The organism is Flavobacterium sp. UGB4466 (assembly GCF_903469665.1).
Lineage (GTDB): Bacteria > Bacteroidota > Bacteroidia > Flavobacteriales > Flavobacteriaceae > Flavobacterium > Flavobacterium lipolyticum.
In genome coordinates this window covers 1-16,918 of sequence record NZ_CAGKLC010000034.1, presented here as the reverse complement: position 1 = coordinate 16,918, position 16,918 = coordinate 1, and the positions used below count along the sequence as shown (strand labels likewise).

The 16,918-nt window shown below is 37.7% G+C and carries 13 protein-coding genes; 4 read left to right on the top strand and 9 right to left on the bottom strand.

Annotation, left to right across the window (positions count from 1 at the left end):
- The first annotated feature begins 853 nt into the window (after positions 1-853).
- Positions 854-1,585 carry a hypothetical protein gene (locus JO950_RS10625; protein WP_202702619.1) on the top strand — a complete coding sequence of 244 codons (732 nt, stop codon included), beginning with the start codon at positions 854-856 and terminating at the stop codon, positions 1,583-1,585.
- A gap of 71 nt (positions 1,586-1,656) precedes the next feature.
- Positions 1,657-3,261, top strand: coding sequence for a fumarate hydratase (locus tag JO950_RS10620; RefSeq protein ID WP_202702618.1), 1,605 nt, complete (start codon positions 1,657-1,659; stop codon positions 3,259-3,261).
- A 136-nt stretch (positions 3,262-3,397) separates the two neighbouring features.
- Here JO950_RS10620 and JO950_RS10615 read toward each other — a convergent pair whose 3' ends face one another.
- Entirely contained in the window at positions 3,398-3,895 is a 498-nt protein-coding gene (locus tag JO950_RS10615; protein ID WP_202702617.1) for a PAS domain-containing protein, read from the bottom strand.
- Between the two features lie 99 nt (positions 3,896-3,994).
- Entirely contained in the window at positions 3,995-5,077 is a 1,083-nt protein-coding gene (gene dinB, locus JO950_RS10610) for a DNA polymerase IV (RefSeq protein WP_202702616.1), read from the bottom strand.
- Between the two features lie 239 nt (positions 5,078-5,316).
- On the opposite strand from dinB, the gene JO950_RS10605 reads away from it, so the two are divergent.
- On the top strand, positions 5,317-6,051 hold the full coding sequence (locus JO950_RS10605; RefSeq protein ID WP_202702615.1) for a metallophosphoesterase family protein: 735 nt from the start codon (positions 5,317-5,319) through the stop codon (positions 6,049-6,051).
- Positions 6,052-6,102: 51 nt separating this feature from the next.
- Positions 6,103-6,633, top strand: a complete 531-nt coding sequence (locus JO950_RS10600) for a DUF6646 family protein (RefSeq protein WP_202702614.1) — start codon at positions 6,103-6,105, stop codon at positions 6,631-6,633.
- A gap of 111 nt (positions 6,634-6,744) precedes the next feature.
- Here JO950_RS10600 and JO950_RS10595 read toward each other — a convergent pair whose 3' ends face one another.
- The 7 genes from JO950_RS10595 to JO950_RS10565 form a co-directional block, all read right to left on the bottom strand.
- Complete coding sequence (locus JO950_RS10595; protein ID WP_237732336.1) at positions 6,745-7,635, bottom strand: S-adenosyl-l-methionine hydroxide adenosyltransferase family protein; 891 nt, start codon at positions 7,633-7,635, stop codon at positions 6,745-6,747.
- A gap of 133 nt (positions 7,636-7,768) precedes the next feature.
- Positions 7,769-10,537 carry a M4 family metallopeptidase gene (locus JO950_RS10590; protein ID WP_202702613.1) on the bottom strand — a complete coding sequence of 923 codons (2,769 nt, stop codon included), beginning with the start codon at positions 10,535-10,537 and terminating at the stop codon, positions 7,769-7,771.
- 366 nt (positions 10,538-10,903) lie between these two features.
- A complete protein-coding gene (locus tag JO950_RS10585; RefSeq protein WP_202702612.1) occupies positions 10,904-11,560 on the bottom strand; it encodes a CoA transferase subunit B in 657 nt (218 codons plus the stop codon).
- 99 nt (positions 11,561-11,659) lie between these two features.
- On the bottom strand, positions 11,660-12,361 hold the full coding sequence (locus tag JO950_RS10580) for a CoA transferase subunit A (protein ID WP_202702611.1): 702 nt from the start codon (positions 12,359-12,361) through the stop codon (positions 11,660-11,662).
- A gap of 220 nt (positions 12,362-12,581) precedes the next feature.
- Positions 12,582-14,888, bottom strand: a complete 2,307-nt coding sequence (locus JO950_RS10575; protein ID WP_202702610.1) for a penicillin-binding protein 1A — start codon at positions 14,886-14,888, stop codon at positions 12,582-12,584.
- Positions 14,889-14,898: 10 nt separating this feature from the next.
- Entirely contained in the window at positions 14,899-15,378 is a 480-nt protein-coding gene (locus tag JO950_RS10570) for a gliding motility lipoprotein GldH (protein ID WP_202702609.1), read from the bottom strand.
- A complete protein-coding gene (locus tag JO950_RS10565; protein ID WP_202702608.1) occupies positions 15,362-16,696 on the bottom strand; it encodes a regulatory iron-sulfur-containing complex subunit RicT in 1,335 nt (444 codons plus the stop codon). Before JO950_RS10565 ends, JO950_RS10570 begins: the two co-directional genes overlap by 17 nt.
- Positions 16,697-16,918: the final 222 nt, after the last annotated feature.

Below are 16,918 nucleotides of genomic sequence, written 5' to 3'. Positions count from 1 at the left end.
GATCCGAAGTCTCGTGATCAAAGATTGTAAAATTCCGTAGGAATGGGGTATTTTGTAGCAACGGATTTCAATCCGTTGATCGATAAAACGACCATAATTCAAAAAGTTCCATAGGAACGAAACATATTAAATGCGATCTTTTGCAAAACCTAAAAATATGAACCGATCCGATGGATCTTTAAACCTCGTTGTCGAATATTTTTTAAACCGGATTAAAATCCGGCCCTACAATATTGGTCGAGCCCAAGGCTCTTTCTTAAAGATTACAAATTCCGTAGGAATGACCTATTTTGTAGCAACGGATTTTAATCCGTTGATCAATGAAACAACCATAATTCAAAAAGTTCCATAGGAACGAAACATATTAAAATGCTATACTTTACAAAACCTAAAAATATAAACCGATCTGATGGATCTTTAAATCCCCTTATCGAATATTTTTAAACCGGATTAAAATCCGGCCCTACAATATTGGTCGAGCCGAAGGCACTTTCTTAAAAATTACAAATTCCGTAGGAATGACCTATTTTGTAGCAACGGATTTTAATCCGTTGATCAATGAAAAAACCATAATTCAAAAAGTTCCATAGGAACGAAACATATTAAATGCGATCTTTCGCAAAACCTAAAAATATAAACCGATCCGATGGATCTTTAAACCCCATTGTCGAATATTTTTAAACCGGATTAAAATCCGGCCCTACAATATTGGTCGAGCCGAAGGCACTTTCTTAAAGATTAAAAATTCCGTAGGAATGACCTATTTTGTAGCAACGGATTTTAATCCGTTGATCAATAAAAAAACCATATTAAAATAAGAGCCATTTAATCAAAGCCTAAAAAATAACAAACCATGAAGCCACAATACCTTTTTCTTTTATCGCTTTTAATAGCCTGTCAAAAACCAAAATCCGAATCGCAGATAGTAGGTGTCCATTCTGAAAACAAAGTTGAAAATGCAATTCCCGCTAAAGAAAAATTCTTAAAAACGGATACCATAACAATCAGCGATGAGGAAGAAATCTCAGCAAACAGCTATATTCTTGCGCATCTTATCAGCCAAAAGGCAGATAAAGACAGTATCATAACCGGAAATTACCAACTTGATTTTTATCAAAATAAAACCAAAACTGTTTCTTCAAAAATCTCGATTAAAGGGATCGAAAAAGGTTCAGAATGGGGAGCTTCTCTTGGACTGACTTCAGCCGCAACTAAAAACTCTCCGTTTGTTCATCTTAGTTTTGGATATCCTGCTTGCGGTTATAGTCAGAACAACTATTTATATTATCTGAAAAATAAAAACATACAATTGGTTCACGAATGGTCAAGCATGTCCGATAGTGGCTGGGGCGGCTGGGTTGAATTCGGAAATCCTTCTGCAAAAACGGATCCGGATTCCTTTTACTGCAAAACAGTTTTCTTTGAACCCGATGACAATGACGAGAATATGGGAACTGTTAAATACTCCGATTCAACGATTTTTCGCTTGATTGGAAATCAGTGGCAAAAGCAGCTGCTTACCAAGGAAAACCAAACCTATTTTGAGAAAAAAATGAGTTTTGATGAATTCCACAGTCAAAAATAAAGGATCAAAAACGGACCTTATTCAAATTCTTTCTTAGGTAAATAATTTCTAACTTTGTAAAAAACAAAACAATGATTGATTTTATATACCAGGACCCTTATCCTATTTTGAAGGATGATACGCAATACCGCAAAATCACTTCCGATTTTGTAAAAGTAGAGCAATTTGGACAACGTGAAGTTTTAACTGTTGACCCAAAAGGATTAGAATTATTGGCTGAAGAAGCCCTTACGGATGTTTCGTTCATGCTTAGAACAACGCATTTACAAAAATTAAGAAATATTCTTGACGATCCAGAAGCTACAGATAACGATCGTTTTGTAGCTTATAATTTATTGCAAAATGCATCTGTTGCTGCCGAAGGTCAGTTACCAAGCTGTCAGGATACCGGAACGGCTATTGTAATGGCAAAAAAAGGGGAAAGCATTTTTACAGGTGTTGATGATGCTGAATGGTTAAGCAGAGGAATTTTCAATACGTATCAAAAGCGCAACCTTCGTTATTCTCAAATTGTTCCGATTTCGATGTTTGAAGAAAAAAATTCAGGCTCAAATCTTCCGGCGCAAATTGATATCTACGCCAAAAAAGGAGCTTCTTACGAGTTTTTATTCATGGCAAAAGGTGGCGGCTCTGCGAATAAAACCTACTTGTACCAACAAACAAAATCTTTATTAAATGATAAATCTATGGATGCTTTCATCCGTACGAAAATCAAAGATTTAGGAACATCGGCTTGTCCTCCGTATCACCTGGCTTTAGTAATTGGAGGAACTTCTGCGGAAGCAAATCTAAGTGCTGTAAAAAAAGCCTCTGCCGGTTATTATGACAACCTGCCAACTTCAGGAAATATGGCCGGTCAGGCGTTTCGTGATTTAGAATGGGAAGAGCGTGTTCAGAAAATCTGTCAGGAAAGTGCTATTGGTGCTCAGTTTGGTGGAAAATATTTCACGCATGACGTTCGTGTAATTCGTTTGCCTCGTCACGCAGCTTCTTGTCCGGTTGGATTGGGAGTTTCTTGTTCAGCCGACAGAAATATTAAAGGGAAGATTACCAAAGACGGAATCTTCGTGGAACAATTGGAAGTAAATCCAAAGCAATTTTTACCGGAAACAGCCCCGCACTTAGAAGCGCCTGTTGAAATTGATTTAGATCAGCCGATGGCCGATATTCTGGCCAAATTATCTCAATATCCAATTAAAACCCGTTTAAAACTTAACGGAACTGTAATTGTAGCCCGTGATATTGCACATGCCAAAATCATGGAATTATTGGAAGCTGGTAAACCGATGCCGGAGTACTTTAAAAATCATCCTGTTTATTACGCCGGACCTGCAAAAACACCCGAAGGAATGGCTTCAGGAAGTTTTGGACCGACCACTGCGGGACGTATGGACGTTTATGTAGACGAGTTTCAAAAACATGGAGGCAGTATGATCATGCTGGCCAAAGGAAACCGTACCAAACAGGTAACAGATGCCTGTAAAAAATATGGCGGATTCTATCTAGGTTCTATTGGAGGTCCTGCCGCTATTTTAGCACAAGACAACATCCTAAAAGTTGAAGTCGTAGATTTTGAAGAATTAGGAATGGAAGCGGTTCGTAAAATTACCGTTAAAGATTTCCCGGCTTTTATTATTACGGATGATAAAGGAAATGATTTTTTTGAAAATCTGTAGACTAAGGTTCTAAGGTACTGAGATACTAAGATTCTAAGTCTTCTTAAACAATAAAAAACCGCCTTAGGGCGGTTTTGTTTTTACTAAGTATTATCCTTTGAACCTTTGCGTCTTAGTACCTCAGAATCTTAGAACCTTAGCCCAATTCTTCACTTTCGAAAGCAATGAAATGCGACAACTGTCCTTTTAAATTAAAAACAGGAAGTGCATTGATTTTACATTTATAAGTTCTGCCATCTTTTCTGTAGTTTTCAATTGTTTTTTCAAAAGGAATTCGTTGCTGAATGGCTTCTTTTATTTCTTTAAGTACTACTTTTGAAGTTGCCGGTCCCTGAAACATCTTCGGAGTTTTACCCAAAACTTCTTCTTCCTTATAACCTGTCATTTTTCTGATTCCATTTGAAGCAAAAACGATCTTCAAATCCAAATCGGTAACCAGAACTACTTCATTTTTTATCCGTTCTTCAATTTCCAGATTTTTAGCGTCCCAGATAAACTGAGTCGAAATTTTATTCACTTTCTTTACATCCGTAAGAATCGCTTTTAATTCTTTTAAATGTTCACAATGAAAATCCCAAGCCATAATAGGGACTGAATTACGATGAGAAACTTCTTCAAATTTATTCGTTTTCATTGTGAATGATTCAATGTTAATGTACTGTTACTCTCAAAGGTAGAAAGAAAATTCATCATAAAAGAACAAATTACATGATTTAATTATTCCTTAATGCAATTAGAAGGAAAATTTAAGTTGTACTACTACTGCCTTTTTTTCTTCTGTATTTAGATTGTTCAGAGAAATGCCAAGCAATCGAACCGAATCTTTCATTCGTTCCTGATACAGAAGCTCCTCTACAGTCTCTAAAATCAAACTTTTATCGGAAATAAAGTATGGCAGCGTTTTACTGCGTGTTTGTTGCGTAAAATCGCTGTATTTGATTTTAAGCGTCACGGTCTTACCCGAGATGTTATACTTTTTTAATCGTTTTTCTAAAGATGCTGCAATCTTTTCAAGCTGTTCGAGCATAAAAATTTCAGAGGATAAGTTGACATCGAAGGTGTGCTCTGCCGCAACTGACTTAGTTACACGAGACGCTTTTACTTCACTATTATGAATTCCGCGAACCACATTGTAATAAAAAGCCCCCGATTTTCCGAAATGTTTCTCCAAAAACGCTACTTCTTTGCTCTTAAGATCTGCTCCTGTAAAGATTCCCAATTGGTACATTTTTTCGGTGGTCACTTTTCCAACACCATAAAACTTCCGAATGGGCAGTTCTTCCAAAAAGCTTAAAACCTCGTCCGGATTAACGGTTTTCTGTCCATTTGGTTTGTTAACATCCGATGCAATTTTCGCTACAAACTTATTAATCGAAATTCCCGCAGAGGCCGTGAGCCCTACTTCATTCAAAATTCGGAGTCTAATTTCCTGTGCAAGCAAACTTGCGCTTGGGTTGCCTTTCTTGTTTTGTGTCACATCAAGATAAGCTTCGTCCAGCGAAAGAGGTTCAACCAGATCGGTGTAGTCATGAAATATTTTATGAATTTTATTCGAGATCTCTTTGTAACGCTCAAATCGCGGACGAACGAAAATAATTTCCGGACAATATTTTTTGGCCAGAACACCACTTATGGCACTTCGTACACCAAACTTTCGCGCTTCGTAACTCGCAGCCGAGACTACGCCTCTATTCTCCGATCCGCCAACAGCAACAGGTTTTCCGCGCAAAGCGGGATTATCCATCTGCTCTACTGAAGCATAAAAAGCATCCATATCAATATGAATGATTTTTCGATATGTAGGCGTTTCAGACATACTACAAATTTAAAGAGGAAAGGCACAAAATGCGTCGAAAATAATCATAAAAATAACCCCTTAAAATTCATTCCAAATCTCAAATTCCAAATTCCAAATTCCAAATTTCACATTTTACATTCCACATCTCACATTTCACATATAACAATTCAAATCACACCCTTTGTAAAGATTCTCAAGTTAATAGTCTCAAACGAATCCTTTTCGTTATTTTTGTATTTCTACATTAAAGAATTAAAATGCGAACATTTGTTATAGGCGACATACACGGCGGATTACTCGCGCTTGAACAAGTGATGAAAAAAGCCAAAGTTACCACACAAGATACTCTTATTTTTTTAGGCGATTATGTTGACGGATGGAGCCAATCTCCGCAAGTAATTGAATATTTAATGGACTTAAAAAGTAAGCAAAATTGCATTTGCATCAGAGGAAATCACGATGAACTGCTTTTGTCCTGGTTTAAAAGCAAAACAGAAGACGTTGACGAAACTTTATGGTTCAAACATGGTGGTGAAGCGACTGTTCTGGCTTACGAAAAACTGAGTACGGAAGAAAAACAGACACATATCGCTTTCCTCGAATCATTGGAAGACTATTACCTTGACGATCAAAACCGATTATTTGTTCACGCAGGTTTTACCAATCTGAATGGCGTCAAATATGAATATTTTCCAAAATTATTCTATTGGGACAGAACACTTTGGGAAACGGCTCTTTCGTTAGATCCTACTTTAAAAATCGGTGATGTACTTTATCCTAAGCGTTTTACGTTGTATAAAGAAATCTATATCGGACATACTCCTGTGACCCGAATTGGCGAAACAACACCTGTACAAAAAGCAAATATATGGAACGTTGATACTGGTGCCGCTTTTAAAGGCCCGTTGACTATTTTAAACGTCGACACTAAAGATTTCTGGCAGAGCGAACCGTTAAATGAACTGTATTTCTCTGAAAAAGGTAGGAATTAACTCCTAAAAATACTATTTTTGCACTTTAAAAAATAATTAAAATTTATATTTATGAAAAAGGTAATTACACTTTTGTTTTTAGTATCATTTGGATTCACACAAGCACAAGAGGCTTTTAAAGGAAAAGGAGATATTAAAGTGAGTGTTGGTGCTAACATACAAAATGGCGGTTCTGGAATTCAGGGTTCGGTAGATTTTGGTCTTGGAGAAAATTTCTCTTTTGGCTTTGTAGCCAATTATTTATTAGGAGTAGACAACTTTAATGGTTTCTATCATAACAATCCAACTCCATACACTGATTTAAAACCTGACTTTAGTGACCGTTTTGATGCTAAAGCCAGAATTAATGCTAACCTAAGCAGTGTCATCGGGGTTAAACAATTGGATATTTACCCTGGTTTAAGTTTAGGATTGCGCAACTTTGGAGGTCATGTTGGCGGACGTTATTTCTTTACGGACGGATTTGGTGTTTTCACAGAGATTGGATTTCCAATTGCAAAATACGGAAACAACAAGGATGTATTTGATCATTTAAACAATCAGGCAACTTTTAGTTTAGGAGCTTCATTCAATTTACAGTAAGCGCAACGGATAAGAAAATACAAGTTTTATTTAAAGCCGTATTTCCTCTGAAATTGTCCGAGAGCAAAATCCATAAAGTCAAAAAACCGCCTAGATGGGCGGTTTTTTATTTTATCTGCTTAGCAAAATACTCCAATGAGCTCCGCTAAACACTTTATACTTTTCTGAAAAATTCCCCTGATTGACTGCAATCGAGAAGTTTAAAAGACTGTTGAAGTAACAAACAGCTGTACCAATTACTGCTTCACCAAATGTATTTACTAACTTTAGTTTTCCTTCGTATACTTTTTCAGCACCATTAAAAACCTGAACTCTCACGACATCTCCCGCTTTCAAGCCTAATTTTTCAGCGGTCTTTTTATCGATATTTGTCCATACATTTCCATATTGAATATCCAAAACCGGAATACCGCCCTTAATAACTCCATTTTCTAAAACCGGTTTCTGATAATCAATTTTCACCACTTCATTAGGCAGCTTAGGTCCTACTTCTTCAAATGTAATCGTTTTTGAAGCTAAACGTGCTCCGGTAAAAGCATATACATCGCGTCCATGAAAGGTATACGATTCATTTGAATTTTGGCGACGGTTTTGTACTTCATCAATTTCGCGAATTTCCTGAATCCCAAGTTGTTCTGCAATTAAAGTCAAGGTTCCGTTATCGGGAGTCACAAAATAATGTCCTGATTTGGTGAGTAAAACTACAGAATGTCTTGCGGTTCCCACTCCCGGATCACAAACAGATACAAATACAGTTCCTGCAGGATAGTACTGTGCGGCTTGTGACAAGCGATACGCGGCCTCCCAAATATTGTATGCCGGAATTTCGTGGGTCAGATCAAATATTTTTAAATCTGTTGAAACTCCTATTGCCACACCTTTCATTGCTGATACTGCTCCATCTTTCAACCCAAAATCGGACTGAAAAACCAGCACGTTGTTCTGAGAAAAACTACTAAAACTAATGGCATACAAAAAAAACAATAAGTACAATTTCATCATGATTTTTTTTAGGATTACTGAACAAACAAACTTACAAAAAGCGGTCTAACTGTGATATACAAAAATTACATTTGAGAACTTCATAAAAAAAACCCGCAAATTGCGGGGTCTTTCGTTCTTTAAATTAACATTTTTATTTTTTGGCGAATTTCTTAACGATTCTTTTAGCACCATTATTCAACTCGATAACATAAAGTCCTGTTTTTAAAGTTCTCACATCAATAGGATTTCCTGAAAGGGCTCCTGAACTCACTTGTTGCCCCAATGTATTTGTAATTCTGAAAGTATATCCTGTATTATCTGCTAACGAAATGTTCAATTCATCAACAACCGGATTTGGATACAATGCAAATCTTGCCGTTTCATTAGTTTCCACTAATCCTGCTACAATTTCCTGATTTACAATAGCTCCTGAAGCTGTGATATTGATCGAATAATCTTCTACTTGTCCATAAGAAAATGATTCACAAGAAGTTGGTATTCCGTTGTATTTCATAGAAACTCTAAGTCTTGTTGTACCAAGTGTTGCAGTAGCCGGAATTGTGATGGTTCCTGTAGCTGTAGCCGCTGTAGAGGTCGCTTTCGTCCAAACTGTTTCACCTGCATCTGTAAAATCCCCATCTTGGTTGTAATCGATAAAAATAGCATAACCTTCGCTGTAAATAGTAGATGTCCAAACTGGAGTGATTGTTATCGTATAGGCTGTTCCTTTGGCAGCATTTGTAGAGATAGCAGTATAGTTTTCATAACCGGTTGTTCCTGTTGAAGTATTGTTGATGGTACCGAATACCACTTTTCCAATTCTCTCATCTACAGTACTGTTCCCCTGAGAGTTACAGTAATTTAAAGAAGCCGCTGTAGTCGTAACATTTACCACATTACTTGCTGTTGAAACATTTCCTGCTCCGTCTTTGGCTTTTACGCTAAAGCTATATGCCGTCAATGCTGTTAAACCTGTTACGGTATAATTGGTTGTAGTAGACGAACCTTTTAGAGTTGTTCCCTGGTAAATATCATACCCAGTAACCCCTACATTATCTGTTGAAGCAGTCCATGTTAAATTAGTTGTTGACCCCGTTGTTCCGGAAGCAGCAAGATTTGTTGGCGCTGTTGGCGCAGTTGTATCATTTGAGTCCACATACGCAGCTCCAACACCTACAGCATAAAATGCATTGGTGGTAGCAATAACTTCCGGTGAACCGGCACCATACAAATCAATAGCCGATTGTATTCCTGAAGTTCTTGCATTGGCAAAAGTAGAATTTGCTGTTAAATAGACACTTTCCAAACGGTACGCAATTTTAGCCGCTTTATCAATTGTAATCCCCGTTACGTTATAGGCATTTCCAATATCATTTGTACCTGATTTACCCACAGACAGAATGTAAAACCAATGGTTCAATACACCGGAGTTGGTATGCACACCGCAATAATCGTTACTGCTTGTTGGTGTACAATTTGGATTGATCCAATAGGTTCCGCCATAAGTGTCCGGCTGACCTTCAGAATTTGGATCACTCATTGAGCGCAAAGAAAGGTGCCCTGATCTTCTTTCGATATCTTCACCAATTAACCAGATCGATTTTGTTGGTGCTGCTGCATATTCAATACAGGCTCCCCAAATATCAGAGAACGCCTCGTTCATCGCTCCGGATTCTTTTTGATACGCCAGGTTGGCTGTATAAGTACAAACAGCATGTCCTATTTCGTGTCCTGCAACATCAATAGCAGTCAGGATATCGAAATAAGTTCCGCTTCCATCACCGTAAGTCATTACACTACCGTTCCAGTAAGCGTTATCGTAGGCATTGCTGTAATGTACGTAGCTTTTTATAATTGCTCCTGCGTTATCAAAGCTGTTTCTGCCATGCACTGTTGACCAGTAATCGTATGTTTTTTCAGCTCCCCAATGTGCATCCAAAGCTCCATTATCTTTGTTCGCATTGTTATACTCAGCAGCGGTCCAGTTATTATCGGCATCCGTAAAATTTACGGCTGCTGTATAACTGGTTCCCTTTTTCATATTGTAGGTGTTGATTCCCAAACCTCTTGTCGCATCAGCAAGTATATAGGACGCTCCGCTTAAGGTAGTTTGTATTACCTGCGTTCCGCTGTAACGTGTCGCGGCATTGGCTGCAACAAAAGCTTTTTTTGCAGTCGCATCCTCTTTTTGATGTATTGCTTTGGCGGTTTTTACTTTATTTCCGTGGCTGTATTCACCAAGGTGTTTTATGGTAGCGTTATAAAACAGGACTTTTCCGGTTTCTGCATCGATATAAAGATCTCCGCGACTTACCGGATTAGTGGCATAAATATCAAATTTATAAGCCAGCCTCACCTTATCTGACTTTCTGGTTTCCCCCTGTTCTTCCATTGCCGGCAATAAAACCAATTCGCCTTTTGGCTTCTCATAGTTCATTGCTGCAGCATCTTGCAGGTTTTCCCACAGATATTGTTTTGCTCCTGTATAAGCAACCGCTCTATCGAAAGCTGCTTTATTGGATAATTTTGGGGTTGTTTTTACATTTTGAAGAGCATAAAACTCTCCATTCATGGAAACTAGTTTTCCGTCTTTGGAATGTAAAGTGTAATTGGCAAATTCTACTTTAATACCCTGCTCGTACAATTGAAATTTTTCATGTGTAAAACCTTCTCTATCAGATTCGATCTTAATTTTAGAAAAGGATTGATTGTCTTTTAAACCCAATTGTTCTTTAAAGACAGTGTTGTAATCGGTTCCTCTGTAAGTAGATTTATCACTAAAAGTGATTAAGCTTGGTTGTCCATTTTCGGATACATTCTTCTGGCTTACCCGTTTGTCTGTGTTTTGGGCAAATCCTGACACTGAAAATGTAAGAATAACAACGGCTGACGCCATGCTTTTTGGTAATTTTCTGTTCATAATAATGTGGTATTTAGTTTGGTTAAATGGATTACAAATAAAATATTAAACGTAAGTAAATACTCTATTTTAAAATAAAAGTATTTCATTTTAGTTAAATAATCGATGAAATTTGCCGTTAATCGATTAAATACAACGTTTTTTACTTTAAATTTACTTTTATTTAACAAACTGTGATGATTTCACAAAAAACAGGCCTAAAAAATAATTATTCTACTGATAACTAACACATTAACACACAAAAGTCAGCAAATACAAGGCTTTTAGAAAAAAGCAAACCCGGTGCCTCTTCTTTAATTTTTTCCTACAAAAAAGGCCAGCCCTTTTAAAAGCTAGCCTTCATGCGAATTTATCTTAATTACAGAATTATCTGATATCCATTTCATGAATTTCACCTTCAATGATCAAATCAGCTTCGGTTGATGCGATGATGTGCTCAACAGAAACACCCGGTGCTCTTTCTAGTAGCTTAAAACCTTTATCAGTTACTTCCAGAACCGCAAGCTCGGTGACTACTTTTTTAACACAGCCCACACCAGTTAAGGGTAAAGAGCATTTTTTTAGTATTTTAGATTCACCTGCTTTATTAACGTGCATCATGGCAACAATAATGTTTTCGGCAGAAGCTACCAAATCCATTGCACCTCCCATTCCTTTTACCATCTTACCCGGAATTTTCCAATTGGCAATATCTCCATTTTCAGAAACCTCCATAGCACCTAAAATGGTCAAATCTACCTTTTGGCTTCGGATCATCCCGAAACTAAAGGCCGAATCAAAGAAACTGGCTCCCGGAAGTGTTGTAATAGTTTGCTTTCCGGCATTGATAATATCTGCATCTTCTTCTCCGGCAAAAGGGAAAGGTCCCATGCCAAGAACACCGTTCTCACTTTGAAACTCCACAGCAATATCTTCTCTCACATAATTTGCTACCAGAGTTGGAATACCAATTCCAAGGTTCACAAAATAGCGGTCTTTTACTTCTTTTGCAATACGTCTTGCAATATCTTCTTTTGTTAACATAGTTTTAATGTGTCAATTTGGAAATTAGATAATTAGATAATGCAAAATAGGTACGCAATCCAAATAATTATCCAATTATCACATTTTCTAATTCTCTAATTATGCTCTTTGTCTTACCGTTCTCTGCTCGATTCTTTTCTCAAACTTTTCTCCCTGAAAGATCCGTTGCACCATAATTCCCGGAATGTGTATTTGATTTGGATCTAATGTTCCTACCGGAACTAATTCTTCCACTTCGGCGATGGTAATTTTACCTGCACCTGCCATACAGGCGTTGAAGTTTCTGGCTGTTCCTTTAAAAATCAGGTTTCCTGCTTCGTCACCTTTCCAGGCTTTAACAATAGCAAACTCCGCATTGAAAGCCTGTTCCATGATGTGCATTTTTCCATTGAACTCACGTACTTCTTTGCCTTCGGCAACTTCAGTTCCGTAACCTGCAGGTGTAAAGAACGCAGGAATTCCGGCCTGAGCCGCACGACAACGTTCGGCTAAAGTACCTTGCGGAGTCAATTCGACTTCCAGTTCTCCTGAGAGCATCTGACGCTCAAACTCGGCATTCTCCCCCACATAAGAGGAAATCATTTTTTTAATTTGCTTCTTTTGCAAAAGCAATCCCAAACCAAAATCATCAACTCCTGCATTATTCGAAATACAGGTTAAATCTGAAATGGAAGTATTTACCAATGCTGCAATTGTATTTTCAGGAATTCCGCATAAACCGAAACCTCCGAACATTATAGTCATTCCGCTTTCAATTCCTTCGATAGCCTCCTGAACGTTATTTACTTTTTTTGTAATCATAACAAACTGTCTTTATTACTGTATATTTTTGATAAAAATAAGATTTTTAGATTAAATTATAACGATTTCGTAAAAAATAAAATGACTGATTTTATTCTTTGAAAACGAACTGCTCGCATGCCTGCTGAGCGGCAGACTACATCATTAAAAAAAGAAATCCTTTTGTAATCTTCTGTTTCAGAAGATTACAAAAGGATTTACTATTCTAAAAGAACTAAACCTACAGTTCGAATTCGTCTGTATTTTGGTCCGTTTGTGTCGTATCTTTTACCACTGCCGGTCTGCTGTAGCAATCTACCTTTATAGAAAGGTTTGCCGGACGCTCAAACTCGGATTTTGATACCTGTAATCCCGGGTCGGCATAACACAATTTCATGAAATACCCCCAAATTGGTAATGCGGCTGTAGCTCCTTGTCCGTAAGTCAAACTTTTAAAACGTGCTGAACGGTCTTCACAACCTACCCAAACTCCGGTGACAAGATTTGGCACCATTCCCATAAACCAACCGTCTGACTGATTTTGAGTGGTTCCGGTTTTACCGGCAATAGGGTTTCTGAACATGTACGGGTATCCGGTCCAACGATTGTCACCGCTTCCTCCGCCTTCTGTACGCAAACGTGCACCTGAACCAGTTTCTGTAACTCCTTCTAATAATTTAATTACGGCAAAGGCAATATCTTTGTTTAAAACGTCATGAGATTCCGGAATTGGCTCATAGATCACCTCTCCGCTTTTGTTCTCTATACGGCTTAAAAATTGCGGTTTTACATATACTCCCTGATTGGCGAATGTACTGTAGGCAGCCACCATATCTTCCACTGTAATATCTACGGCACCAAGTGCAATAGAGGGCTGAGCAGGGATTTCGGTTTTTACACCCAATTTGTGTGTTAACTCTACTACAGCTTCAGGACCTGTTCTGTCAATTAACTTAGCCGATACTGTATTGATCGAATTGGCAAGACCTTGTTTTAGAGTTACCATTCCACGGTATCTGTTATCTGAGTTTCTTGGTTCCCAGTCAGCAGTAACATTGTGACGCCCTTTGTGAATCATAAAAGGTCCGTCTAGAATAGAATCGCAAGGAGACATGTTTAATTGCTCAATAGCGGTTGCATAAACAAACGGTTTGAACGTAGATCCTACCTGTCGTGCTCCCTGCCCTACGTGATCGTATTGGAAATATTTATAATTAATCCCACCTACCCATGCTTTAATGTTTCCGGTTTGAGGTTCCATCGCCATTAAACCAGATTGCAGGAAGTGTTTGAAATAACGAATAGAATCAAGTGGTGTCATCACGGTATCACGTTCTCCTTTCCAGGTGAATACACGCATTTTAGTCTTCACTTTAAACGAAGCAATGATGTCTTCATCACTTTTATCCATCTCTTTCATAAGAGCCCAACGCGTCGAATTCTTCATCGCCTGCATGATGATACGGTCTGTTTCTGCTTGTGTAATGTTTACAAACGGCGCATTTTTATTGGTTTTCATTTCAATAAAAAATTGCTGTTGCAAGTTTTTCATGTGTTCCGAAACCGCTTCTTCTGCATGAAGCTGCATTCTGGAATCGATAGTGGTGTAAATTTTCAAACCATCTTTGTAAATATCGTAATCGGTACCGTCGGGTTTTTTATTCTCAGCCACCCATTTTTTCATGTAATCACGAAGGTACTCTCTAAAGTAAGTAGCGGTTCCTTCACGGTGACTTTCTAATTTGAATTTTAAAGCGATTGGCAATGCCTGATATTTCTCTTTTTGAGACTTCGTTATCATCTTGGCTTTTACCATTTGTCCCAGTACAACATCACGACGGTTTTTTACCCCAACAGGGTTACGCAAAGGATTATAAAGAGATGAATTGTTAAACATACCAACTAAAATTGCCGATTCGTCAATAGTTAAGTCTTTAGGGTCTTTGGAAAAATAGGTCTGAGCTGCCGAACTTACCCCAACAGCATAATTTCCGAAATCATAAACGTTGCAGTACATCGCTAAAATCTCATTTTTGGTATATTGTCTTTCCAGACGAATGGCAATAATCCATTCTTTTATTTTTTGCACTATCCTAAAGGGTAAAAAGCTAGATCCACCACGATGAAATAACTGTTTTGCCAATTGCTGTGTTATGGTACTGGCTCCTCCATTTGTCCCCAAAGAAAAAGCAGCACGTAAAGTCCCTCGACCGTCAATTCCGGAATGCTCATAAAAACGGGCATCTTCTGTTGCCACTAAAGCATCTACCAGATTTTTTGGCAAATCAGAATATTTAAGCTGTGACCTGTTGGTTTTAAAGTACTTACCTATTACCACTCCGTCGGACGAAATGATTTCGGTGGCCAAATTAGAATCCGGATTCTCCAAATCTTCAAAAGAAGGCATTGAACCGAATAAGCCCCATGAGGCAAATAAAAAGAAGGCGAGAACTCCTAATAAACTATAGGCAAAAATTCTCCAGAACTTCTTTTTGTAGTAATTAATATCTTTAACGCTATTGGATTGATTGTTTTTCTTAGCAGCCATAACTATTTTTCTAATCTTTTTGTTCTATTCTAAAACCAACATCTGTAATACCTTCTAAAGTCTGAACTCCCGGAATTTTCCCTGATTCTCTGACTGCTTGTTTGACATGTACTTTGTATTTCCCTCTAAACTTTACGTTTTCTTTGTAAAAAAGCTTACTTTCTTTAATGTCTGTAAAGCCATTCCCCATCAGGCTACCGTCGGGATTTGCCATTTGATATTCTAAAGTATCCACTTTGGTAAAACCGCTTGGTGTTTCGATAGCTACGATCAAAAACAAATTATTGAACGGATAATTGTTGTTGTCTCTCAAATTTACAAACAGGTTGTATCTTTTGGTCGAATCTAAAACCGGTAAATCAAAGGTTACAATACTGTCTTTGTTCCAGGCACTTCCAACAGATTTGTATTCGTCGAATACTCTTTTTTTATCGCAGGAAAAAAGGAGTATTGCTGACAAAAGAAGAATTCCACTACTTTTTATTCTCATTTTTAGTAATAATTATAGGTTTTCTTGGCTCGGCTGGCTTTCTATCGTTCGAATTTTTGGGTTTGTTCGATTGATTTTGTTTGTTTTGTGGTTTATTCGATTTATTCGGATTGCCACCAGCCGGCTTGTTTGTATTATTATTGGCTTGCTGCGGTTTGTTCGGAGCAGCCACAACTGCATTCTCCGCATTTGGTTTGCGTTTACGACTTGGCTTTTTCTTTCTTTTTGGCTGATCAAAACGGGTTAAACTCTCCTGCCCCATTGCATTGTTAAAGTCTTTCTCAGGTTCAGAAGTTACCTCAATAGCAAAATCTTCCAGTGAAGAAACTTTGTTTTTTTGTTTGTTTTCGGCAATAATTTCTTTTACCTGATCGATTTTTAAAACATGCCAGTTCGCAAAATTATTGGTATACGCAAACCACATCAGGCCTTTAAAAATATCTTGTTTCTGGCAAATAGCATCTCCTTTTTCGGTTACCAATTTGGTATCGTAATCCGGAAAGTCTTTTAGCGCATCCATGTAAGTATCTAACTCATAGTTCAAACAGCATTTTAGTTTTCCGCATTGTCCGGCCAACTTTTGAGGATTCAGTGAAAGCTGTTGGTAACGTGCTGCCGAAGTATTCACACTTCTAAAATCGGTTAACCAGGTTGAACAGCAGAGTTCACGTCCGCAAGAACCAATTCCTCCCAAACGGGCTGCCTCCTGACGGAAACCAACCTGTTTCATTTCGACTCTGGTACTGAATTCTTTAGCAAAATCTTTAATCAAAAGTCTGAAATCGACTCTGTCATTTGCCGTGTAATAAAACGTAGCTTTCGACCCGTCTCCCTGGAATTCAATGTCAGAAATTTTCATTTCCAGTTTATGCTGAATCGCCAATTCACGTGCACGAACTTTCATTGGTTCTTCACGATCACGTGCTACAGACCAGATATCGATATCTTTCTGTGAAGCTTTTCTGTAAATTTTAGGAACTTCATTGCTTTCAGGATTTACTCCTTTTTTCTTCATTTGAATTTTTACCAATTCTCCTGTCAAAGTTACAATTCCAATATCATGTCCCGGTGAAGCAACAGTTGCTACAATATCACCAATACTTAACGTTAATTTTTCTGAATTTCTAAAGAATTCTTTGCGTCCGTTTTTAAAACGAACCTCAACACAATCAAAAATCGCCTCTCCATTGGACGGACTCATGTTTGCGAGCCAGTCAAAAACCGTCAATTTATTGCAGCTATCGGTGCCGCAAGTCCCATTATTTTTACAACCCTTTGGTGCACCACCATCTGAGGTTGAACAACTTGTACATGCCATAATTATATATGTAGTGTCGCAAAAATGCGACTTAAGTTCATAAACGTTTGATCGGTAAAGATAGTATTTTTTTTAGTTTGCTTTTTATGCATTAAAACTAAAGGGATGTTAAATGAACAAATGTCTCATTTTTAATCAAAAACACATTTTTTAGTCTCTTAAATCCATCTTTTCTAACTCATTTCACGCCACTTTTAGAGGCTTTTACCTACAATTTTATTC

What these genes read in the sequence shown, in the direction of transcription:
- JO950_RS10625 (WP_202702619.1), top strand. Translation starts at nt 854, where the DNA reads ATGAAGCCACAATACCTTTTTCTTTTATCGCTTTTAATAGCCTGTCAA.
- JO950_RS10620 (WP_202702618.1), top strand. Translation starts at nt 1,657, where the DNA reads ATGATTGATTTTATATACCAGGACCCTTATCCTATTTTGAAGGATGAT.
- JO950_RS10615 (WP_202702617.1), bottom strand. Translation starts at nt 3,895, where the DNA reads ATGAAAACGAATAAATTTGAAGAAGTTTCTCATCGTAATTCAGTCCCT.
- dinB (WP_202702616.1), bottom strand. Translation starts at nt 5,077, where the DNA reads ATGTCTGAAACGCCTACATATCGAAAAATCATTCATATTGATATGGAT.
- JO950_RS10605 (WP_202702615.1), top strand. Translation starts at nt 5,317, where the DNA reads ATGCGAACATTTGTTATAGGCGACATACACGGCGGATTACTCGCGCTT.
- JO950_RS10600 (WP_202702614.1), top strand. Translation starts at nt 6,103, where the DNA reads ATGAAAAAGGTAATTACACTTTTGTTTTTAGTATCATTTGGATTCACA.
- JO950_RS10595 (WP_237732336.1), bottom strand. Translation starts at nt 7,635, where the DNA reads ATGATGAAATTGTACTTATTGTTTTTTTTGTATGCCATTAGTTTTAGT.
- JO950_RS10590 (WP_202702613.1), bottom strand. Translation starts at nt 10,537, where the DNA reads ATGAACAGAAAATTACCAAAAAGCATGGCGTCAGCCGTTGTTATTCTT.
- JO950_RS10585 (WP_202702612.1), bottom strand. Translation starts at nt 11,560, where the DNA reads ATGTTAACAAAAGAAGATATTGCAAGACGTATTGCAAAAGAAGTAAAA.
- JO950_RS10580 (WP_202702611.1), bottom strand. Translation starts at nt 12,361, where the DNA reads ATGATTACAAAAAAAGTAAATAACGTTCAGGAGGCTATCGAAGGAATT.
- JO950_RS10575 (WP_202702610.1), bottom strand. Translation starts at nt 14,888, where the DNA reads ATGGCTGCTAAGAAAAACAATCAATCCAATAGCGTTAAAGATATTAAT.
- JO950_RS10570 (WP_202702609.1), bottom strand. Translation starts at nt 15,378, where the DNA reads ATGAGAATAAAAAGTAGTGGAATTCTTCTTTTGTCAGCAATACTCCTT.
- JO950_RS10565 (WP_202702608.1), bottom strand. Translation starts at nt 16,696, where the DNA reads ATGGCATGTACAAGTTGTTCAACCTCAGATGGTGGTGCACCAAAGGGT.